This is a genomic window from Azospirillum sp. TSO5, assembly GCF_003116065.1.
GTDB lineage: Bacteria > Pseudomonadota > Alphaproteobacteria > Azospirillales > Azospirillaceae > Azospirillum.
Genome location: NZ_LGQY01000003.1, coordinates 38,938 through 60,214, shown reverse-complemented (window position 1 = coordinate 60,214; position 21,277 = coordinate 38,938). Strand labels below are relative to the sequence as shown.

The window sequence follows — 21,277 nt, the reverse complement described above, 5'->3', positions numbered from 1 at the left end:
GAGCACCATGAGCGACACCAAGCGCGACCGTCACCTCATCCTCATTGACGCGCGCACCTCACCGTCAATGTCGCGCTATACCCCACCAAGAGGACGCATGCGATGGCCAAGAGCTATGACGCCAACAACGTGTTCGCCCGCATCCTGCGCGGCGAAATCCCGTGCAAGAAGGTGCACGAGACCGAACACGCGCTCGCCTTCCACGACATCGACCCGCAGGCGCCGACCCATGTGCTGGTGATCCCGAAGGGCGCCTATGTCGACATGGACGACTTCACCGCAAAGGCGTCGGATGCCGAAATCGCCGGCCTGTTCCGCGCGGTGGGCGAGGTCGCCCGCATGGTCGGCGCCGACGGCCCCGGCTACCGCGTTCTGTCCAATTGCGGCGAGGCCGCGCATCAGGAAGTGCCCCACCTGCACATCCACCTGTTCGCCGGCCGCGACCTGGGGCGGATGATCGGGAAGGCTTGAGGGCGTTCAGCGTTTTGCCCCCTCCCTAACCCTCCCCCTCTTCGAGGGAGAGGGAACTCCGCCGCTATCGTGCTCAACTCCCTCTCCCGCGAAGCGGGGGAGGGTCGGGGAGGGGGCATTCGAAGCCGACATCCCCGCAATTCCATCACCGCCGCCGCACCCCCACCCGCCGCCGCGTGCCTTTCCTCGGCGGGACCGCATCCAAAATCGCCAGGATCGCCTCGATCCGCTCCTCGTCCAGATCGCCGATGCGCTCCGACAGCCGGTTGGCAAGCTCGGTCGCTCTCGCGCTCAGCCCCGCAGTGTCGACGGTCACGCGGGGATGCGACAGATCCGCCAGCCGTTCCAGCTCTTCCGCCTCGTCCCAGATGATGCCGAAATAGGCGCAGATCTGCCGGACCAGCTGCGGCGAGGGCTGGCCGCGCTTGCCATGTTCCAGGGCCGACAGATAGGCGGACGAGATGGACAGGTCGGTCGCCATCTGCTTCAGCGTCACGCCCTTGGCGTCGCGCAGCGACCGGACCCGTTCGCCGAACGGGGTCATGTGGAGTCCCTGACTGTGTGGGACTCAGTCCTTACGGTCGCGCCGCCGTTTGATCAAGACATACAGCGCGCCGTCGCCGCCATCCTTCGGCCGGGCCGGTTGGATCGCCAGCACCATCGGGCGCAGGGCCGGATCCGCCAGCCAGCGGGGGGTCGCCTGACGCAGAACGCCGAGACCACCGAAGCTGCCCTTGCCGGTGATGACCAGAACGCAGCGCCGCCCTTCGTTCCAGGCGCGGTGGACGAAGGCGGCAAGCGCGTGGTGGGCCTGGGCCTGGGTCATGCCGTGCAGGTCGATGCGGCCGTCGATCTCCAGTTCGCCGCGGCGGAAGCGGTCGCCGGTGCGGCGGTCGATGTTGGCGGTGGAGCCCGGCATCAGCGGCGGATGGCTCGGCCGGGCAGGACGGGGCGGGGAAGGGAACTGCCTTGCGGTCGGCGGCGGGGCGAGGCTGGTCGCCACCGGCTCCTCCACCAGTTCCGCCATGGTCGCCACAGGTTCCGGCTCAGCCTCGACCACGCGGCCGGGCATCGGTTCGGCGTCGCGCATGGCGAGCCGCCACAGGCGCCGCTCGTCGGGCGTGGGCAGTCGTCTGCGGGTCATCGGCGCGGAACCTTCTGCGGAAACGAAAAGGGCGGTGCCGACGGATAAAGCCCGTCGGCCCGCCCCTGTCAATGTGTGTTGCCGCAACGCGAAAGAAAAGGCGTCCGGAGAAAGGATGGTGGCGGCGGCGGTCAGCCGCCCGCCTTCAACGCGTCCAAACGCCCCTTCAACAGAGTGTATTCGGGGTCGCTCGGCTTGAACTGGCTGATCAGCTTGCTCCAATGGGCCTCGGCCTCGTCCTTGCGGCCCGACATCATGGCGTCGAGGCCGAGCAGCCACAGCGCGTCCTTGTTGTCCGGCTCCGCCTTCAGCGCCAGACGCAGGGCGGACGTCGCCTCTTCCGGCAGCGGCTTCGGCGTCTCGTTGCGCGGCTGGGTCTGCAGCACGGCGTTGGCGTAGGCGAGCTGCACGTCGGCCCGCTGCGGCGCCCGCTCGCGCGCCTTGCGGGCGGCGTCCAGCGCCTTGGCCGGCTCGCCCAGCACGCCATAGGAGCGGGCGAGCTTCAGCCAGCCATCGACGTCGGAGGGGTCGGCGTCCAGCCGGGCGGCGAGGTTGGCGACCATGCCGCGGATCATCTCGTCCTGGCCGGCCATGCTGGCAGGAGCGTTCGGTGCGGCGTTGGGAGCGGCCTGCGGGCCACCCGGCTGACCTTGCGCCGCCTGCTCCTTCTGTTCCGGCGGAAGCGGCTGCGGCGTCACCTTGGCGGGGTCGAGGTTCAGCGCCACCGCGGCCTCGCGGATCTGGTCGCGGACCACCGGCACCCACGGCGCGTCGGCGGGAGATTCCGCCATCAGCGCGCTCCAGCGGTCCAGCGCCCCTTGCTGGTCGCCGGCCTGGAAGCGGGCAAGGGCGGCGAAGAAGCGGGCGCGAGGGTCCTTCGGCTCCTTGGCGAGCACGGCGTCGAAGGCGGCCACCGCCTCTTCCGGGACCATGCCGTCGTTGGCGGAGACCAGCGTCTCGCCGAACAGGCCCTGGATCTCGACATCGTCCTTGTTCAGGGCGACGGCGTGGCGCAGCGCGTCGGCCGCATCGGCATTGCGGCCCATCTTGGCATAGGCCTGGCCCAGGATCAGCCAGCCCTGCAGATCGTTGGGGTTCTCGGCCAGCTGGGCCTTCAGCTTGTCCATGGCGGCCAGCACGCTCTTGGGCGGACCGCCGCGCTCCTGCTCCAGATTGCGGGAGGCCAGCGGCTGGGCCGGCAGGTCGGGGCGGCCGACCGAGCCGTAGACCGCGAGCGCGCCGACCGGCAGCACCAGCGCCAGCAGCACCGCCAGCAGGCGACCGCTGCGCACCGTCGTCGGCGCACCGTCGTTGCCGCCCTTCTCGGCGGTTGCCAGCATGCGCCGGGCGATTTCCGCCTTGGCCGCTTCGGCCTGGGCGTCGTTGATCAGGCCACGCGCCCGGTCGCGTTCCAGCTCGTCCAGCTGGTCGCGATAGACCTCGCGGTCGAACTCTTCCCGGTCGGGGCCGGATCCTGCCGACCGCAGCAGCGGCGGCACGAGCAGCAGCAGAACGGCCGCGGTCAGGACGGCGGCGAAAATCCAGAACAGCATCAGTCGTCTTTCCGCAGCAGGGCGTCCAGCCGCCGCCGCTCATCCGCGCTCAGGGGGGCGGTATCGGCGCCGGCGGCGACACCGCGCCGCCCGCGCAGGAACAGGAAGGTGCCGGCCGCACCCAGCAGCAGCACGGCGAAGGGGCCGATCCACAGCACCAGCGTGGTCGCCTTGAAGGGCGGCCGCAGCAGGACATAGTCGCCGTAGCGGTCGGTGACGAATTCCATCACCTTGTTATCGCTGTCGCCGGCCTTCAGCCGGTCGCGCACCAGCAGGCGCAGGTCGCGGGCCAGCGGCGCGTTGCTGTCGTCGATCGATTGGTTCTGGCAGACGAGGCAGCGCAGTTCCTGGCTGATGGCGCGGGCGCGGGATTCCAGCGCCGGGTCCTGCAGCACCTCGTCCGGCTGGACGGCCAGGGCGGGCGTGAAGGCGGAGGACAAGGCCGACAGCGCCAGCAGGGCGGCGAGAAGGATGCGCTTCATCATCCCTGCCTCAGATGCTTGACCATGGGGAGGATCTGCTCCTCCACCACCTGCGGGGTCAGCGGGCCGACATGCTTGAAGCGGATGCGGCCCTTGCGGTCGATCAGGTAGCTTTCCGGCACGCCGTAGACGCCCCAGTCGATCGACACCCTGCCGTCCTGGTCAGCGCCGATGGCGGCATAGGGGTTGCCGTTGCGCGACAGCCAGGTCAGCGCGTCCTCCGGCTTGTCCTTGTAGTTGATGCCGTAGACCGTCACCCCCTGCTCCCGCGACAGGCGGGTGATGACGGGATGCTCCGCCTTGCAGGGGATGCACCAGGAGGCGAAGACGTTCACCAGCGTCACGTCGCCGCTCAGCTTGGCCGAGGACAGGCCGGCGGTGGCCGGTTGACCCGGGATCGCCGGCAGGTCGAAGGTCGGGGCCGGCTTGTCGATCAGGGCCGACGGGATGTCGCGCGGGTCACGCTCGAACCCCAGGTAGAAGGCCACGCCCACCCCGATGAACAGCAGGAAGGGCAGCAGGTACAGAAGGCGGCGCATCGTGTCTTGGTCCTCATTCGGCCGGAAGCGGGGCCGATTTTCCGGCCGCCCGGCGGCGTTCGGGCGCGCCGATGCGGAAGCGACGGTCGGTCAGGCTCACCAGCCCGCCCAGCATCATCCCAACGCCGCCGATCCAGATCCACGGCACCAGCGGGTGGTGATAGATGCGGACGATCCAGGCGGTGCCGTTCTGCGTCGGGTCGCCCAGCGCCACATACAGGTCGGAGAAGACCGTGGTGTGGATGGCCGATTCCGTGGTGGTCATGCGGGTGGTGCTGTAGCTGCGGCGCTCCGGCTCCAGCGTGGCGATGGGCCGTCCGTCCTTCGTCACCGTGAAGATGCCGCGCTCCGCCTTGAAGTTCGGGCCGTTCACCAGCCCGACGCTGTCGAAGTGGAACTCGTAGCCGGCGACGCTGGTCTGGTCGCCCGGCTTCATCGACGTGATGGACTCCGTCTGCCAGGCGGAAGTGCCGGTCATGCCCAGGATCGACAGGCCGATGCTGGCATGGGCGATGGTCATGCCCCAGGCGCTGCGCGGCAGATGCACCGCGCGGTTCCAGCTGTTGCGGAAAGAGGTGCGGAACAGGGCGATGCGGTCGGCGAACTCGACCAGAGAACCGACGAAGGCCCAGGCGGCGAGCGCCATACCGACCAGCGCCATCAGCGGTCCGCCGCCCGCCTTGACATAGGCGGTGATGGCGACGGCGATCACCACGGCGACGCCGGCCACCCACAGCCGGGTCAACGCCGACCCCAGATCCGCCCGTTTCCAGGACAGGTAGGGGCCGACCACCATGGCGATCACCACCGGGATGGCGACCGGAACGAAGGTGGCGTTGAAGAAGGGGGCGCCGACCGACACCTTGCCCAGCTTCATGATGTCGAGGAACAGCGGATAGAGCGTGCCGATGAACACCGTCGCCGTCGCGGTCGACAGCAGCAGGTTGTTCAGCACCAGCGCCCCTTCGCGGCTGATCGGCGCGAACAGCCCGCCCGCCTTCAGCGACGGCGCCCGCAGGCTGTAGAGCAGCAGCGAGCCGCCGGTGGCGACCGCCAGCAGCACCAGGATGAAGATGCCGCGCTTGGGATCGACGGCGAAGGCGTGGACCGAGGTCAGGATGCCGGAGCGCACCAGGAAGGTGCCCATCAGCGACAGCGAGAAGGTGACGATGGACAGCAGGATGGTCCAGCTTTTCAGCGCGTCACGCTTCTCCACCACGATGGCGGAATGTAGCAGCGCCGTGCCGGCCAGCCAGGGCATGAAGGAGGCGTTCTCGACGGGGTCCCAGTACCACCAGCCGCCCCAGCCCAGCTCGTAATAGGCCCACCAGGAGCCCATGGCGATGCCCATGGTCAGGGTCGACCAGGCCGCCAGCGTCCAGGGCCGCACCCAGCGCGCCCAGGCGGGATCGACCCGCCCCTCGATCAACGCGGCGACCGCGAACGAGAAGGCCATGGAGAAGCCGACATAGCCGGCATAAAGGAAGGGCGGGTGGAAGGCGAGGCCGGGGTCCTGCAGCAGCGGGTTCAGGTCGTTGCCGTCCAGCGGCGCCGGGACCACGCGGATGAAGGGGTTGGAGGTGATCAGGATGAACAGCAGGAAACCGACCCCGATCAAACCCTGGACCGCCAGAACCCGCGCCTTCAGCGTCGGCGGCAGGTTCCGCCCGAACATGGCCACGGCGGCGCCGAAGATCGTCAGCATGACGATCCACAGCATCATCGAGCCCTCGTGGTTGCCCCAGACGCCCGACACCTTGTAGAGCATCGGCTTGGCCGAGTGGCTGTTCTGCACCACGTTCAGCACGCTGAAATCGGACACCACATGCGCCCAGGTCAGGGCGCCGTAGGCGATCAGCACCAGCATCATCTGGGCGATCGCCGCGGGCACCGCGACGTTCATCCAGGCGGTGTTGCGGGTGGCGGCGCCGACCAGCGGCGGGACCGACTGCACCAGTGCGACGAACAGCGCCAGCACCAGCGCGTAATGGCCGAGTTCGGGGATCACGGGCCCGCTACTCCTTCTTCGCGGTCTTGGTCTCGGACTCCGCCGGCTTCTTGTAGACGCCGGCCTGCTTCAACGCCTCCGACACCTCCGGCGGCATGTAGTTCTCGTCATGCTTGGCGAGCACCTCGCGCGCGACGAAGACGCCGCCGGTCATCTTGCCCTCCGCCACCACGCCCTGACCCTCGCGGAACAGGTCGGGCAGCTGGCCGCGATAGCGGACGTCCACCGTGTTGGCGGTGTCGGTGACGCGGAAGGAGGTGGTGACGCCGTCCGGCAGCTTCTGCACGCTGCCTTCCTCGACCAGCCCGCCCAGGCGGAAATTGCGGTCACCCACATGCTGGGCCTGCAACTGGCTGGGGCTGTAGAAGAAGACGATGTTGTCCTGGAAGGCGGTCAGCGCCAGGGCGGTCGCGGTGCCCAGCCCGAGAAGGGCGAGGCCCAGCATGTAGAGGCGGCGTTTCTTGCGGGTCATCCTTCGCTCGCTTCCGCCGGCGTTCCGGCGTTCTGATCGGCCGCTTTGCGGCCAGCATTATTGGGGCCATTGCGGGTGCGGCGGCGGGCCGGGCGGGCGCTTTCCAGCGCCTTCAGCGTCGCCTCGGCGTTGCGCAGCCCCTTCCAGGTGGCGGCCAGCAGGCCCAGCAGGACCAGGGTGGCGATGCCGTAGGCCGGCCAGACGTAGGCGGCGTACCCGCCCATGTGGAAGAATTCGCTCATCATCCTTACCCCCGCATCCCGTCCGCCACGGCGCCGTCACCGGCGACCGAAAGCCGCAGCGTCTGGATTTTGCGCTGGGCGATCTCGGTGCGCACGCGCAGCATGACGACCGACAGGAAATAGGCGGTGAAGGCGCTGGCCATCACCAGAAGCGGCGTCAGCATGCTGGGGTCGATGCTGGGACCGCCCATGCGCACGACGCTGGCGGGCTGGTGCAGCGTGTTCCACCAATCGACCGAGAACTTGATGATCGGCACATTGACGATGCCGACCAGCAGCAGGACGTTGCCGGCCTTCATGCCGCGTTGCGGATCGTCGAAGGCGTTCACCAGGGCCATGTAGCCGAGATAGAGGAAGAACAGGATCAGCACGCTGGTCAGCCGCGCGTCCCACACCCACCAGGTGCCCCACATCGGCGCGCCCCACAGCGACCCGGTCACCAGGCAGACGAAGGTGAAGCCGGCGCCGATGGGGGCGGCGGCCTTGGCGAACAGGTCGGCCAGCGGATGCTTCCACACCAGACCCGCCGCGGCGGCGATGGCCATGTTGGTGTAGATGAACATGCTCATCCAGGCGGCGGGCACATGGATGTACATGATCCGCACCGTCTCGCCCTGCTGATAGTCGGGCGGCGAGCTGAACAGGCTGAGCCACAGCCCGAGGATCGTCAGGATCACGGTCGCCCCGGCGCACCATGGCAGCAGCACGGCCGAAAGGCGCAGGAAGCGGGCGGGATTGGCGAAACGATGCATAGAACGATGGCCCCGGTACAGGTGACCTTGGTCAGGCTTGCCGACGATATAAGCGCATGTATGGCGGACTGCGAGGGGTTTCGCCTTGATCTCGGTCAGGAAGATTCGCCATTCATTCGTACTCTTACACAAAGGTATCAGGCGCCTCAGGCCATTGCAGGTGCCTGTTTCACTCCCCGTCAGACGCCGGCGGCAGGGATTTTCATCCCTGTCCGCCGGTGATTTTTATGCGATCAGGCCGCCATGTCCTCCCGCACCGCCGCCCGCATCGCCTCGGCGATCCGGTCGAAATCGCCCAGGCTGACCGGCAGCAGGCCAAAGCGGAAGGGATAGCCCCAGTTCCGCACCCCAGCGGTCAACTCCAGTTGGTGCAGCAGCGGCTGGATCGGCGCTTCCTCAGCCGGCCACCAGGACACGTCGCGCCGGAAGGGAATGAAGCCGCCGCCCATGTCGAACTGATAGGGCTCGCCCGGCAGGACGGTGCCGATGGCGGTGAAGGATTTCAGCCCATCCGCCGCCCCGAACTTGTCGGTGGGGGAGTAGTAGACCACCCGGTCGCCCGGCCGGATCCGCCGCAGCGGGGCCGCCTTGCCGTGGCAGACCTGCATGAAGCCACCGGCCCGGCCGCGCCGCACATGCTCGGCGCTGGCCACCGCGATCCAGGCTGCCATCTGGGCGCCGGTGCGCGCGCTGCCGCCGCTCACGACCGCACCTGTTCGGACTGGGCTTCCTCACCCTGGTTGGGGGCGAACACGCGCAGACGGTGGCCGTCGGGGTCCTGTGCAACGAAGGTATGACCGAAATCCATCGCCGTCGGCTGTTGCAGGATGGTCAATCCACGGGCGCTCCAGTCGGCGTGCAAGTCGCGCACCGCGGCCTCGTCGGCGACGGTGAAGGCGATCTCGCCGCCGCCAGGGGCGGTCGATGCCGGCTCCACCGTGTGGCGCGACCACAGGCCCAGCATCAGCCCGTTGCCCGCCTTGAACATGGCGAAGGTGGGGGAGGCTTCCACCGGCGGACGGCCCAGCAGGTCGGCGTAGAAGGCGGCGCTGGCGGCCGGGCTGTCGACGTAGAGCAGGACGAAATCCAGGGCGAGGGCGGCGGTGTTGGTGACGGTCTGGGTCGCGGTCATGGCTGGCTCCGGTCTTGAAGGATTGGGGTGGGGCGGTCGGTTCGATCCGTTCGTCGCCCTCACCGGCAAAGCCAAGACTAAGCCGACATGCTGACAGTTTCCGTCAGCATGGTGTCACCGTTGCGGGATGCCCTCCGCCGTGCGCCACTCCTTCAGCATCGCCTGTCGGCGGCGGGGATAGCGGGTCTCGCTGGCGGTCAGCGCCACGATGCGGTCGGTGCGGAAATGGCGGAAGGACTGGCGCAGCTCGCACCACGCCACCATCACCCGCACCCGGTCGAAGAAGCCCAGCGCGAAGGGCCAGACGATGCGCCGGCTTTCCGACCCGTCACGGTCGCGGTAGGCGATCTCCAGCTTGCGCTCGGTTCGGATGGCGCTGCGGATGGTCGCCAGTTCCGTGTCACCGGCCGGGATCGGTTCACCCGGGCCGACCAGCAGGGCGGAGCCGTCCAGCCCCTCGCGCTTGTCCGGCGGCAGCACCGCGGCGATCTTGGCGAGCGCATTGCGCGCCGCCCCACCCAGCCTGCTGTCGCCGCGGTCCACCACCCAGCGCGACCCCAGCACCAGCGCCTCCACCTCCTCCTCGGTGAACATGAGCGGCGGCAGCAGGAAACCGGCGCGCAGCAGATAGCCGACCCCCGGCTCCCCCTCGATCATCGCACCCTGCGCCTGCAGCGTGGCGATGTCGCGATAGAGCGTGCGCAGGCTGACTCCCAGCTCGCCGGCAAGCGACTTGCCGCTGACTGGCTGGCGATGCCGCCGCAGAACCTGCATCAGATCGAGGAGTCGTTCGGCGCGCGACATCGGGAACTGCGAAAAGGAAAGGGGGTCTCATAATGACAAGGGGCGCTCCCCGATGGGAAGCGCCCCTCTTCATGGCAGGTCTCGCCCGGCAATTGCCGGGCGTTCCCGAACCTATCGGCGGATCACTCCGCCTTCTTGGTCAGGTCCTCGCCGGTGGCCTGATCGACCTGCTTCATCGACAGCTTGACCTTGCCGCGGTCGTCGAAGCCGATGACCTTGACCTTCACCGAGTCACCCTGCGACACGACGTCCGACACCTTGCCGACGCGCTGCTGCGCCAGTTCGGAGATGTGGACGAGGCCGTCGCGCGAACCCAGGAAGTTCACGAAGGCGCCGAAATCGACGACCTTCACCACCTTGCCGGTGTAGACGACGTTCATCTCCGGCTCGGCGACGATGCCCTTGATCCACTCGATGGCGGCGTCCGACTTCTTCTGGTCGACGGCCGAAACCTTGACGGTGCCGTCGTCGTCGATGTCGATCTTGGCGCCGGTCTGCTCCACGATCTCGCGGATCACCTTGCCGCCGGAGCCGATCACGTCGCGGATCTTCTCCTTCGGGATGTTGATGACGGTGATGCGCGGGGCGTTCTCATTGACGCCTTCGCGGGCGCCGGTCAGCGCCTTCGACATCTCGCCCAGGATGTGCAGGCGGCCGTCCTTGGCCTGACCCAGCGCGATCTTCATGATCTCCTCGGTGATCGAGGTGATCTTGATGTCCATCTGCAGCGCGGTGACGCCGACCTCGGTGCCGGCGACCTTGAAGTCCATGTCGCCCAGGTGATCTTCGTCACCCAGGATGTCCGACAGGACGGCGAAGCCGTGGTCTTCCTTGATCAGGCCCATGGCGATGCCGGCGACCGGACGGGCCAGCGGCGCACCGGCGTCCATCAGCGACAGCGAGGTGCCGCAGACGGTGGCCATTGAGGAGGAGCCGTTGGACTCCGTGACTTCCGACACGACGCGCAGCGTGTAGGGGAAGTCTTCCTTCTTCGGCAGCAGCGGATGGATCGCGCGCCACGCCAGCTTGCCGTGGCCGATCTCGCGGCGGCCCGGGCTGCCCATGCGGCCGGCTTCACCCACCGAATACGGGGGGAAGTTGTAGTGCAGCATGAAGTGCTCGCGGTACTCGCCTTCGAGCGCGTCGATGATCTGCTCGTCCTGGCTGGTGCCCAGCGTGGTGACGACCAGCGCCTGGGTCTCGCCGCGGGTGAACAGGGCCGAACCGTGGGCGCGCGGCAGGATGCCGACTTCCGACACGATCGGGCGCACGGTCTTAGTGTCGCGGCCGTCGATGCGGCGGCCGGTCTTCAGGACGGCGCCGCGCAGGATGTCGGCCTCAAGCTCCTTGAACTCGAAACCGATCGACTGGGCGTCGAATTCCTCGGCCAGCGTCTCGAGGGCCTTCGCCTTGGCGGCGCCGACCTTCTCATAGCGGCTCTGCTTCACCGTCTCGGTGTAGGCGGCCTCGACGGCGGCGCCAACGGTCTCGCGCAGGCGGGCCTTCAGGGCCTTGCGGTCATAGGCCGGCTCCGGCAGGTCCCACGGCTCCTTGGCGGCTTCCTCGGCCAGGTCGATGATCATGTTGATCACCGGCTGGAAATTGGTGTGGCCGAACATGACGGCGCCCAGCATGACCTCTTCGGTCAGCTCCTTGGCTTCCGATTCGACCATCAGCACGCCTTCGACGGTGCCGGCGACGACCAGATCCAGGTCGCTGTCCTCGACCTCGTCCATGGTCGGGTTCAGGATATACTGGCCGTTCTTGTAGCCGACGCGGGCGGCGCCGATCGGACCCAGGAACGGGATGCCGGAGATCGTCAGGGCGGCCGAGGCGCCGACCATCGCCACGACGTCCGGATCATTCTCCAGATCATGGCTCAGCACGGTGCAGACGACCTGCGTCTCGTTGCGGAAGCCATCGGCGAACAGCGGACGGATCGGACGGTCGATCAGGCGGCTGACCAGCGTTTCCTTCTCGGTCGGACGGCCTTCGCGCTTGAAGAAGCCGCCGGGGATCTTGCCGGCCGCGAACGCCTTTTCCTGGTAATTGACGGTCAGCGGGAAGAAATCGATGCCCGGCTTCGGCGCCTTGGCGGCGACGGCGGTGCACAGGACGGTGGTGTCACCATAGGTGACCAGAACCGCACCGTTGGCCTGACGGGCGATCTTGCCCGTTTCCAGGACCAGCTTGCGCCCGCCCCATTCGATTTCTTTGCGATGAACAGTGAACATGGATTCTTTCCTTCCATCCGACACCCTGCAACGGCCGGATTGCCGCCCAAGGCCGGGGCCATCGGTCGTAGGACCCCGCGAGAAAACTGGAGATATGGTGTTCGACAACAGGACTAAACGCATCAAGATAGAAGTGTCGTGGATGCAAAAAAGGCCGGTCCCCGAATAATCGGGCCGGCCTGTCCGTCACGAAACGCTCAAGATCGAGTTTCTATTGCCAATAACCAATGAGGTGTTCCGGAACGATACAGGGAAAAGGCATCTTCGATGGTCCGCTGGACTGGGCGGGAAACCCCCGGCCGGTGGCCGGCCAGGGGAACCCGAACCCGTCAGCGGGACAGCGCGCCTGATTAGCGGCGCAGGCCCAGACGCTCGATCAGAGCGGCGTAGCGCGACTGATCCTTCTTCTTCAGGTAGTCGAGCAGACGGCGGCGCTGACCGACCATCACCAGCAGACCACGGCGGGAGTGGAAGTCCTTCTTGTGGCCCTTCAGGTGATCCGTCAGGTTGCTGATGCGCTCCGTCAGGATCGACACCTGGACCTCGGGCGAACCGGTGTCGTTGGTGCCGCGGGAAAATTCCTTGATCAGCTCTTGCTTGCGCTCGGGCGTAATCGACATCGGGGTCTCCTAAATCACGTGAGGTTGAGTACGCGCACCGGACGGACCTCCGCCCCCTCGACGCGGGCCAACGCAACCGGCGTTCCGCCGAAAAGCGCAATGACGGTGCCATCCCCACCGTCAGCACCCTGAACCGCCATCAGGCGGTCACGATCCTGTCGGGTGAGGAGAGCGACCGTCTGGCCGTGCCTCAGTCGGTGCGCTTCCGCTTCCGTCAGGGCCAGCGCCGGGATGTCGTCCAGCGCGGTCTCGATCGGCAACAGAAGTCGTTCGACGGCCGCACCTTGCTCCATGGCGGCCAGTTCGTCCAGGGAAATCGCGCGGTCCAGCGTGAAGGAGCCGACGCGCAAACGGCGCAGAAGCCCGACATGGCCGACCGTGCCAAGCGCTTCCGACAGGTCGCGGGCGAGCGAACGGACATAGGTGCCCTTGCCGCAATCGACCTCGAACACCGCATGGTCGGCGTCGGGTTCCTCGACCAGTTCGAAGCGGTCGATGCGCACGGTGCGGGCGGCCAGATCGACCGCGTCGCCTTCGCGCGCGATGTCATAGGCACGCTCGCCGTCGATCTTGATGGCGCAGAACTGCGGCGGCACCTGCTGGATCTCGCCCAGGAAGGCGGGCAGGGCGGCGCGGATCTGCTCGGTCGTCGGCCGGTGGTCGGAGCGGTCGATCACCGCGCCTTCGCGGTCGTCGGTGGTGGTGCGCTCACCCCAGCGGATGGAGAAGCGGTAGGTCTTGGCGCCGTCCATGGCGTAGGAGACGGTCTTGGTCGCCTCGCCCAGCGCGATCGGCAGGATACCGGTCGCCAGCGGGTCCAGCGTGCCGCCATGCCCGGCCTTCTCGGCGTTCAGCAGGCGGCGCACCTTCGAAAGCGCCTGGGTGGAGGTCATGCCTTCCGGCTTGTCCAGCACGATCCAGCCATGGATCGGCGTACCCTTGCGCTTACGAGCCACGACGGCCGCCCCGGCTCTCGTCCCCGCCTTCGCTCTCGCCCCTATCCTCGCCCCTGTCCTCGCCCTTGTCCTCGTCGTCGAGCATGGCGTGGTCGTCTTCGTCGAGGTCGTCGTCCTCGTCCGTCTCGTCGGGGCCGAGATCGTCGCCGTCCTCATCCCAGGAGTCGTCCTCGTCTTCATCCTCGTCGTGGTCGTCGTCGCCGTTGACGCGGCCCAGCGGATGGCCGCTCAGGTCGCGGGCGACCTCCGGGCTGTGCAGGATGCTGTCGATACGGTGGGCGTAGTCGAAGGAGGTGTCGCCTTCGAAGCTCAGCGTCGGGGCATGGCGCAGGTTGACCATGCGCGCGACCTGCCCGCGCAGGAAGGCGGCCGCGCGCTTCAGGGCGACCTGGGCCTCCTCCATCCGCTCGCCGCCCAGCGTCGAATAGAAGACGGTGGCGTTGGACAGGTCGGGGCTGATCCGCACCTCGGTGACCGTGACGTTCAGCGAGGCCAGCTCCGGATCGTGGAAGTCCCCGCGGCGGAACAGATCGGCGAGGGCGTGGCGCACCTCCTCGCCGACGCGCAGTTGCCGTTGGGACGGGGGCTTGCCGGCGATGAACGCGCCGCGCTTCTTGCTGGCCATGGTACGTGTCTTTCGTCGATGTCTCTTGCCGGGCTGCGTCAGCTCACCGGCCGATCACACACATATGGGCGCCGTCAATCTCCCACCCCACCCACTTCCGCCGGGCGGAAGCAGGGCGGTGGCGATCACCCCAATATAGGAACAGGGCGCAGGACTGATCCCGCGCCCTTCAAAGCGAAGAAGGTCGCCCGATCCGCCCCGACAGGATGCCGGAAGGGATCGGGCGAATAGAACAGGTTACAGCTCGCGAGCGATTTCTTCGATCTCGAAGGCTTCGATCTGATCGCCGGCCTGGATGTTGTCGTAGTTCTCGAAGGCCATGCCGCACTCGTAACCCTCGCGCACTTCCTTGACTTCGTCCTTGAAGCGCTTGAGCGTCTTGAGCGTGCCTTCGTGAATGACGACGTTGTCGCGCAGCAGGCGGACGCCGGCGCCGCGCTTGACGGTGCCCTGCGTGACCATACAACCGGCGACCTTGCCGACCTTCGTGATGTTGAACACCTCGCGGATGGTCGCGTAGCCGATGAAGCGTTCCCGCAGCGTCGGAGACAAGAGACCGGTCAGCGCCGCCTTCACGTCGTCGATCACGTTGTAGATGATCGAGTAGTAGCGGATTTCGACGCCGTCGCGCTTGGCGAGGTCGCGGGCCTGCGGGTTGGCGCGGACGTTGAAGCCGATGATCATCGCGTTGGACGCATTCGCCAGCGTGATGTCGGACTCGTTGATCGCACCGACCGAGTTGTGCAGGACGCGGACCTTGACCTCGGTGTTCTCGGCCGTGAGCTTCTCCAGCGAGCTGGCGATGGCTTCGATCGAGCCCTGCACGTCGCCCTTGATGACGACCGGTAGTTCCTTGGCCTCGCCGGCCTGGATGCGGCTGAACATGTCCTGCAGCGAACCGCGGGCGGAGGCCGCAACCACCGCTTCGCGCTTCTTGCGCTGGCGGAACTCGGCGATCTCGCGGGCACGGGCTTCGGACTCGACGACGGTGAAGTCGTCGCCGGCCATCGGCGTGCCGTTCAGGCCCAGAACCTCGACCGGGACGGCGGGGGCCGCCTCGTTGACGTTCTGGCCGCGGTCGTTGATGAGGGCGCGGACGCGGCCCCATTCGGCACCGGTCACGAACACGTCGCCGACCTTCAGCGTACCGCGCTGGACCAGCACGGTGGCGACCGAACCACGGCCACGCTCCAGCTTCGCCTCGATGACGACGCCTTCGGCGGCGCGCTCGGGGTTGGCCCGCAGCTCCAGGATTTCGGCCTGGAGGAGGATGGCCTCTTCCAGCTTGCTCAGGTTCAGCTTCGCCTTGGCCGACACCTCGACGTCGAGCACGTCGCCGCCCATCTCCTCGACCACCAGCTCGTGCTGGAGCAGTTCCTGACGGACGCGCTCCGGACGGGCGTCCGGCAGGTCGCACTTGTTGATGGCGACGATGATCGGAACCTTGGCCGCCTTGGCGTGGCGGATGGCCTCGATCGTCTGCGGCATGACGCCGTCGTTCGCGGCGACCACCAGCACGACCACGTCGGTGACGTTGGCGCCGCGGGCACGCATCTCGGTGAAGGCGGCGTGACCCGGCGTGTCGATGAAGGTGATGCGCGAACCCGATTCCAGCTGCACCTGATAGGCGCCGATGTGCTGGGTGATGCCGCCGGCCTCGCCCGACACCACGTCGGTCTGGCGCAACGCGTCGAGCAGCGAGGTCTTGCCGTGGTCGACGTGGCCCATGATGGTGACGACCGGCGGACGCGGCACCAGGATGGCGCCCTCTTCCTCGGTGGCACGCAGGCCGATTTCGACGTCGGACTCCGACACGCGGCGGACGCGGTGGCCGAACTCGGTGATCAGCAACTCGGCGGTGTCGGCGTCGATGGTCTGGTTGATGGTCGCCATCACGCCCATGCGCATCAGCGCCTTGATGACGTCCGCACCGCGCTCGGCCATGCGGTTGGCGAGTTCCTGGACCGTGATGACCTCCGGCAGGACGACGTCGCGGGTGACCTTCGCGGTCTCCTGACGGCTCATCTGCCGCATGCGCTCACGTTCGCGGGCACGGCGGACGGCGGCCAGCGAGCGGGTGCGATCGCTGCCGTCGTCGCTGAGCGCCTGCGAGACGGTCAGCTTGGTGCCCTTGCGACGGTCGGCGCCGGCGGGAGCCTTGGCGGCGGGACGGGCGGGAGCGGCCTTGGCCGGAGCGCCACCACGACCGCCCTTGCGGCGGTTGTCGTCCTCTTCCTCGACGGCGCGGGGGGCCGGAGCACCGGCACCGGGCAACGTGCGGCCGGGAGCGGCATCGGCGGCGGGACGGCCGGCGGCACCACCGGGGCGCTGGTCGCCGGCCGGACGGGCACCGGCCGGACGCGCGCCGTCACGGCCCGCACCGTCACGGGCGCCATCGCGGCGGGGCGCCGGTTCGGCGTCGCGGCGCTTGGCGTCCTCGGCTTCCTTGCGCTTGGCCTCTTCCTCCTTGCGGCGGCGTTCGGCCTCTTCGGCGACCTTGCGGTCTGCTTCCTGGATGGCGCGCATCTCGTCCAGCTCGCGCTGGCGCAAGGTATCGGCGTCCAGAATGATCGGCGGCATTTCCGGCGCAGCCTGGGCCGGGGCTTCCGCGGCGGCCGGAGCGGCGGCTTCGGAGGGGGCGGTCGGAGCGGCTTCAGGCTCTTCGGCGGCGCGGGCGGCGGCCTCGGCGGCGCGCGCTTCGGCGCGGACCGCTTCTTCCTCGGCCTCGATCCGGCGCTGCTCTTCGAACGCGGCGGCGCCACGAAGCGCACGCAAGCGCGATTCCAGCTCCTCGCGGGTCAGCTGGCGCCCGGCAGGGGCACCGCCGCCGCGGGGCCGTTGGCCCAGCGCACCGCGCATGGGCAGGCCCTGGGCAGCTTGACGCGCGGCGGCGCCGCCGTCGGCGACGCCGGGCACGGCGCCCTTTTCAACATGACGCTTGCGCTTGACCTCTACGGTCACCGCTTTTGACCGGCCATGGGAGAAGCTCTGCCGGACCTGGGTCTCGACCGGCTTCTTCGACTCCAGCTTTCCTTTGCTGGCGCCGGTTAGGTGCAAGACTTTCTTCTGGTCCTGGTCGTTGCTGTCGGTCATCGGTTCCCGAATGGTCAGACGTTACATCGCAGGCCGGCCGGCCGTATCGCCGACTCCCAAGCCCTTATCAGAATCCTGGTGCGCATCCCGGTCCCCTTGGGGACCTTTCAGGTCCAGGTGCCCCTGGGGACCTTTCAGCCCCCTCAGGCGTGCCGCTTCGCGGACCAGCCCAGCGGCCAGCCTGCCTCGCGCCACCACGGCATGCACCGCATGATCGCGTCCCAGCGCCGCGGCCAAGGCCGAGGACTCGAACAGATCGATCACCGGCAGCGACGGCGCGAGCGCCGTCACCTTGCCGCGTTGGTCGAGCGAGCCGTCCGCGGCTTCGACCAGCAGGGCCGGCGGGGGACCCGCACGGCCGACCTGGTTGGCCCTCAACGCCTCGCGCACCTTCTCGTATCCCGCCAGAACGTGGCCGGCACGGCGGGCAAGGCCCAACGCGTGCAGACAACGCCGTTCCAGCAGCCGTTCCAGCCTTTCGGCCAGATCGGGCGGTACTTTCACCGCCCGGCGGGCCGCCTTGGCAAAAACGGATTTCCCCACGGCTTTCGCCAGGGCATCCCTGTCGGCCGTGACCCAAAGGCCGCGGCCGGGCAGACGTTCCTCCAGGTCCGGTACCACTTCGCCGTCGGGGCCGATCACGAAGCGGATCATGCCCTCCTTCGGCCCGACCGTACCCGACGCGATACAGCGGCGCAGAGGCCCCTTCTCGTCGTCGGCCGGCAGGTGTTCCGTCCCGGCACCTTCGTCCTGTGCCAATTCCTGATCCGGCACCGCATCCGCGGCGGCGGTCGGTGTCCGTTCGTCGGTCCGTTCGGTCATCCGATCGTCATCCGCTCGCGCGGTCCCGAATAATCGTTCCTGTCGGGCACAGTTCCAACCGGCATTGCTGCCGGTCAGGCCTGCGCGCCCTGACCACCAGCGCTGCCATCTGCCGCAGGGGCCGTGGCGGCGCCGTCCTGTTCCTCACCTTCGAACCAGTGGGCGCGCGCGGCCATGATGATCGCGTTCGCTTCCTCTTCCGAAGGAGCGTCTTTGGCGCCGTCCTTGCTCAGGATCTCGACCAGCTCGTCGCCGGCCAGATCGGCCAGGTCGTCCAGCGTCTTCACGCCGTTCTCGCCCAGCTTCACCAGCTGCGTGGCGGTGAAGCCGGTCAGCTCGGCGACAATGTCCTCGACGCCCAGTTCCAGGCGACGCTCGTTGGCCTGCTCGTCCTGCACTTCCAGGAAGGCGAGGGCGCGCTGCTTCAGCTCGTCGGCGACCGACTCGTCGAAGCCTTCGATCTCGGCCAGTTCCTCGGTCTCGACGAAGGCGATCTCCTCGACGGAGGTGAAGCCTTCGGCGACCAGAAGGTGGGCGATCACGTCGTCGACGTCCAGGGCCTGCATGAACAGGGCGGAGCGGTTGTGGATTTCCTCCGACCGGCGCTCCGACTCTTCCTGTTCGGTCAGGATGTCGATGTCCCAGCCGGTCAGCATCGAGGCGAGGCGCACATTCTGGCCGCGGCGGCCGATGGCCAGCGACAGCTGGTCGTCGGGCACCACCACCTCGATGCGGCGGTTGTCGTCGTCGAGCACGACCTTGGCGACCTCGGCCGGGGCGAGCGCGTTGACGACGAAGGTCGCCGCCTCGCCCGACCACGGGATGATGTCGATCTTCTCGCCCTGCAACTCGCCGACGACCGCCTGGACGCGGCTGCCGCGCATGCCGACGCAGGCGCCGACCGGGTCGATGGAGCTGTCGTTGCTGTGCACGGCGATCTTGGCGCGCGACCCCGGATCACGGGCGACCGCCCGGATCTCGATGATGCCGTCGTAGATCTCCGGCACTTCCTGGGCGAACAGCTTCGCCATGAACATGGGATGCGTGCGCGACAGGAAGATCTGCGGGCCGCGCGGTTCCTCGCGGACGTCGAAGATATAGGCGCGGACGCGGTCGCCGTTCTTGAAATGCTCGCGCGGCAGCAGTTCGTCGCGGCGCAGGATCGCTTCGGCGCGGCCCAGGTCGACGGTGACGTTGCCGTATTCGACGCGCTTGACCAGACCGTTGACGATCTCGCCGTTGCGGTCCTTGTACTCGTTGAACTGGCGCTTGCGCTCGGCGTCGCGCACCTTCTGCACGATCACCTGCTTGGCGGTCTGGGCGGCGATGCGGCCGAAATCGATCGGCGGCAGCGGGTCGACCAGGAAGTCGCCGATCTTGGCGCCGGGCTTGCGGCGCTGGGCGTAGGGCAGGGTGACCTGCGTCGCCTCGTTCTCCACCGCCTCGACCACCTCCAGGTGACGGGTCAGATGGATGTCGCCGGTCTTGCGATCGATGCGGGCGCGGATGTCGTGCTCGTGGCCGTACTTGGAGCGGCCGGCCTTCTGAATCGCCTGCTCCATCGCCTCCAGGACTTCGTCCCGGTCGATGTTCTTTTCGCGGGCGACCGCGTCAGCGACTTGCAGCAGTTCCATCCGTTACACTTCCTGAGTCGGTCTTGTGTGATGCCGGTCTTGCGTGATGTCCGGTCGGGTCGGCGGGGTGGGGGCAGGCAATCCAGGCCAGGCAGTCCGATGGCGCGTCCTGATGGACGGGTCCGTCAGTTCTGCAGGCCCTCCTGCTGCTCCTGGCTGGCGCGGATCAGCTCGTCCGTCAGCACCAGCTTGGCGCGCAGGATATTGTCGAACTCCAGCCGGGCGGCTCCCTGTTCGGTGTCGATGCACACGAGGCCGTCCTCGACGCCCTTCAGCATGCCTTTGAAGCGCTTGCGGCCGTCGATGGCCATGCGGCTTTCCAGCCGGGCTTCGAAGCCGGCGAAGCGCTCGAAATCCTTGAGCCGGGTCAGCGGCCGGTCGATGCCGGGCGAGCTGACTTCCAGCGTGTAAGCTTCGCGGATCGGGTCTTCCACGTCCAGCAGGGCCGAAACGGAACGGCTGATGTCGGCACAATCCTCGACGGTCATGGGCGCGCCGTCGGCGCGCTCCGCCATGATCTGGAGGATCGCCCGCTGGCCGCCGGAGATCTGTACGCGCACGACCTCATAGCCCATGGCTTCGACCGACGGCGTGATGATCTGTTCGATGCGACCTGTAGCGTCCATTCCACCTAACCCAAAGCCTGCGGCCGGGATCGAACCGGACGAGGTTTCCACAACAGAAGGTTCAACAAGCGCGTGCTTCCACACGCTCATAAAAAAATAAGTGGGCAAAAGCCCACCCGCAAAGCGTCTCGCCGGCCCGGTTGCCCGGGCCGCCGATCCGTATGGGTTCTCAGCGGTGAATATAGTCATTCCGTCCGATGCCGCAAGCCTTTTCCGGCCTGATCGCCGTGGACGGCCGGAATCTCAAGCGGAACGGGTATGCGTCAGCCTCGCGGGCGGCGGACGAACCGCATGAAGACCGGCTTGCGGCCGGCGGCGATGGCCTTTTCCTCATAGCGGGTGGCGGGCCAGTCGTCGGGGCGGATGCGCCAGTCCGACGGGCGGCGCGCCGTCCATTCGAAATCGGGATGCTTCACCGTGTGTTCAAGCATCCAGCGCACCAGACCCATGTCGTCGCTGGCCAGACGCAGCTCCGCGCCGTCCTTCAGCACGCGGGCGAGCCGCGGCAGGTTCTCAGGCCCGATGAAGCGGCGGTCGGCGTGGCGCTTCTTCGGCCAGGGGTCGGCGAACAGCACGAAGGCGCGGCCGATGGAGGCGTCGGGCAGGGCGTCCAGCAGCGGCCGGGCGTCGTCGGGCTGGATGCGCACATTCCGCAGGTCGTCGTCATCGACCATGCCCAGCAGGCCGGCGATGCCGTTGAGGAAGGGTTCCGCGCCGATGAAGCCGACATCCGGATGGTGCCCGGCCTGCCAGGCGAGGTGATGACCCATGCCGAACCCGACCTCCAGCCAGACCTCCCGTTTCGGGCTGTCGAACAGGCCGGCGGGGTCCAGCCGGTCGCCGGGCTGCGGCAGCGTGATCTGGAGCTGCGGCAGCAGAACGTCGATCAGTTCCGTCCGGCGCTTGCGCAACGGCCGGCCCTTGCGGCGCCCGAACAGGCGGTTGGAGCTTTCGGCGAGGGGGCCGGAGGTGCTGTCGTCGGTCATGTCGGAACGCTGTATCGGGAAAAGGGATGGGCCTCAAAAGAAAGCAGGGGCCGTTGCCAGCCCCTGCCGTCCATCCGCCTTG

At 67.9% G+C, this 21,277-nt stretch carries 22 protein-coding genes; 1 reads left to right on the top strand and 21 read right to left on the bottom strand.

Annotation, left to right across the window (positions count from 1 at the left end; translation table 11 throughout):
* Positions 1-102 precede the first annotated feature (102 nt).
* A complete protein-coding gene (locus tag TSO5_RS00570) occupies positions 103-471 on the top strand; it encodes a histidine triad nucleotide-binding protein (RefSeq protein WP_109149784.1) in 369 nt (122 codons plus the stop codon).
* A 145-nt stretch (positions 472-616) separates the two neighbouring features.
* On the opposite strand, the gene TSO5_RS00565 is transcribed toward TSO5_RS00570, so the two are convergent.
* The 21 genes from TSO5_RS00565 to TSO5_RS00465 all read right to left on the bottom strand — a co-directional run bounded on the left by TSO5_RS00565 (position 617) and on the right by TSO5_RS00465 (position 21,195).
* Positions 617-1,015 (bottom strand): helix-turn-helix transcriptional regulator, encoded by a 399-nt coding sequence (locus TSO5_RS00565; protein ID WP_109149783.1) that lies wholly within the window; start codon positions 1,013-1,015, stop codon positions 617-619.
* Between the two features lie 24 nt (positions 1,016-1,039).
* Positions 1,040-1,615: a Smr/MutS family protein gene (locus TSO5_RS00560; RefSeq protein WP_109149782.1), complete on the bottom strand. Its 576-nt coding sequence runs from the start codon at positions 1,613-1,615 to the stop codon at positions 1,040-1,042.
* A gap of 131 nt (positions 1,616-1,746) precedes the next feature.
* Positions 1,747-3,168: a c-type cytochrome biogenesis protein CcmI gene (gene ccmI, locus TSO5_RS00555; RefSeq protein ID WP_109149781.1), complete on the bottom strand. Its 1,422-nt coding sequence runs from the start codon at positions 3,166-3,168 to the stop codon at positions 1,747-1,749.
* On the bottom strand, positions 3,168-3,650 hold the full coding sequence (locus tag TSO5_RS00550; protein WP_109149791.1) for a cytochrome c-type biogenesis protein: 483 nt from the start codon (positions 3,648-3,650) through the stop codon (positions 3,168-3,170). The genes ccmI and TSO5_RS00550 overlap by 1 nt, the downstream gene beginning before the upstream one ends.
* Positions 3,650-4,189 carry a DsbE family thiol:disulfide interchange protein gene (locus tag TSO5_RS00545; protein WP_109149780.1) on the bottom strand — a complete coding sequence of 180 codons (540 nt, stop codon included), beginning with the start codon at positions 4,187-4,189 and terminating at the stop codon, positions 3,650-3,652. Before TSO5_RS00545 ends, TSO5_RS00550 begins: the two co-directional genes overlap by 1 nt.
* Positions 4,190-4,202: 13 nt before the next feature.
* On the bottom strand, positions 4,203-6,197 hold the full coding sequence (locus TSO5_RS00540) for a heme lyase CcmF/NrfE family subunit (RefSeq protein WP_109149779.1): 1,995 nt from the start codon (positions 6,195-6,197) through the stop codon (positions 4,203-4,205).
* 7 nt (positions 6,198-6,204) lie between these two features.
* Entirely contained in the window at positions 6,205-6,669 is a 465-nt protein-coding gene (gene ccmE, locus TSO5_RS00535) for a cytochrome c maturation protein CcmE (RefSeq protein ID WP_109074907.1), read from the bottom strand.
* The gene (gene ccmD, locus TSO5_RS00530; RefSeq protein WP_247870510.1) at positions 6,666-6,914 is read right to left on the bottom strand and encodes a heme exporter protein CcmD; all 249 of its coding nucleotides are present in this window, start codon (positions 6,912-6,914) and stop codon (positions 6,666-6,668) included. The genes ccmE and ccmD overlap by 4 nt, the downstream gene beginning before the upstream one ends.
* A gap of 2 nt (positions 6,915-6,916) precedes the next feature.
* Positions 6,917-7,663, bottom strand: coding sequence for a heme ABC transporter permease (locus TSO5_RS00525; protein ID WP_109149778.1), 747 nt, complete (start codon positions 7,661-7,663; stop codon positions 6,917-6,919).
* Between the two features lie 233 nt (positions 7,664-7,896).
* Positions 7,897-8,367, bottom strand: coding sequence for an EVE domain-containing protein (locus TSO5_RS00520; RefSeq protein WP_199230778.1), 471 nt, complete (start codon positions 8,365-8,367; stop codon positions 7,897-7,899).
* Complete coding sequence (locus TSO5_RS00515; RefSeq protein ID WP_109149777.1) at positions 8,364-8,795, bottom strand: VOC family protein; 432 nt, start codon at positions 8,793-8,795, stop codon at positions 8,364-8,366. The genes TSO5_RS00520 and TSO5_RS00515 overlap by 4 nt, the downstream gene beginning before the upstream one ends.
* A 114-nt stretch (positions 8,796-8,909) precedes the next feature.
* A complete protein-coding gene (locus TSO5_RS00510) occupies positions 8,910-9,599 on the bottom strand; it encodes a YafY family protein (protein WP_109149776.1) in 690 nt (229 codons plus the stop codon).
* Between the two features lie 122 nt (positions 9,600-9,721).
* The gene (gene pnp, locus TSO5_RS00505; protein WP_109149775.1) at positions 9,722-11,833 is read right to left on the bottom strand and encodes a polyribonucleotide nucleotidyltransferase; all 2,112 of its coding nucleotides are present in this window, start codon (positions 11,831-11,833) and stop codon (positions 9,722-9,724) included.
* A gap of 350 nt (positions 11,834-12,183) precedes the next feature.
* Positions 12,184-12,453 carry a 30S ribosomal protein S15 gene (gene rpsO, locus TSO5_RS00500; RefSeq protein ID WP_063635662.1) on the bottom strand — a complete coding sequence of 90 codons (270 nt, stop codon included), beginning with the start codon at positions 12,451-12,453 and terminating at the stop codon, positions 12,184-12,186.
* Positions 12,454-12,467: 14 nt separating this feature from the next.
* On the bottom strand, positions 12,468-13,409 hold the full coding sequence (truB, locus tag TSO5_RS00495) for a tRNA pseudouridine(55) synthase TruB (protein WP_109149774.1): 942 nt from the start codon (positions 13,407-13,409) through the stop codon (positions 12,468-12,470).
* Positions 13,399-14,034: a 30S ribosome-binding factor RbfA gene (gene rbfA, locus TSO5_RS00490; protein WP_109149773.1), complete on the bottom strand. Its 636-nt coding sequence runs from the start codon at positions 14,032-14,034 to the stop codon at positions 13,399-13,401. The genes truB and rbfA overlap by 11 nt, the downstream gene beginning before the upstream one ends.
* Positions 14,035-14,271: 237 nt before the next feature.
* Positions 14,272-17,127, bottom strand: a complete 2,856-nt coding sequence (infB, locus tag TSO5_RS00485) for a translation initiation factor IF-2 (RefSeq protein WP_109149772.1) — start codon at positions 17,125-17,127, stop codon at positions 14,272-14,274.
* A gap of 21 nt (positions 17,128-17,148) precedes the next feature.
* Positions 17,149-17,949: an RNA-binding protein gene (locus TSO5_RS00480; protein WP_109149771.1), complete on the bottom strand. Its 801-nt coding sequence runs from the start codon at positions 17,947-17,949 to the stop codon at positions 17,149-17,151.
* A gap of 74 nt (positions 17,950-18,023) precedes the next feature.
* Complete coding sequence (gene nusA, locus TSO5_RS00475; RefSeq protein WP_109149770.1) at positions 18,024-19,583, bottom strand: transcription termination factor NusA; 1,560 nt, start codon at positions 19,581-19,583, stop codon at positions 18,024-18,026.
* A gap of 125 nt (positions 19,584-19,708) precedes the next feature.
* Positions 19,709-20,209, bottom strand: coding sequence for a ribosome maturation factor RimP (rimP, locus tag TSO5_RS00470; protein WP_085090529.1), 501 nt, complete (start codon positions 20,207-20,209; stop codon positions 19,709-19,711).
* Between the two features lie 263 nt (positions 20,210-20,472).
* The gene (locus TSO5_RS00465; protein WP_109149769.1) at positions 20,473-21,195 is read right to left on the bottom strand and encodes a tRNA (guanine(46)-N(7))-methyltransferase TrmB; all 723 of its coding nucleotides are present in this window, start codon (positions 21,193-21,195) and stop codon (positions 20,473-20,475) included.
* Between the last annotated feature and the right edge of the window lie 82 nt (positions 21,196-21,277).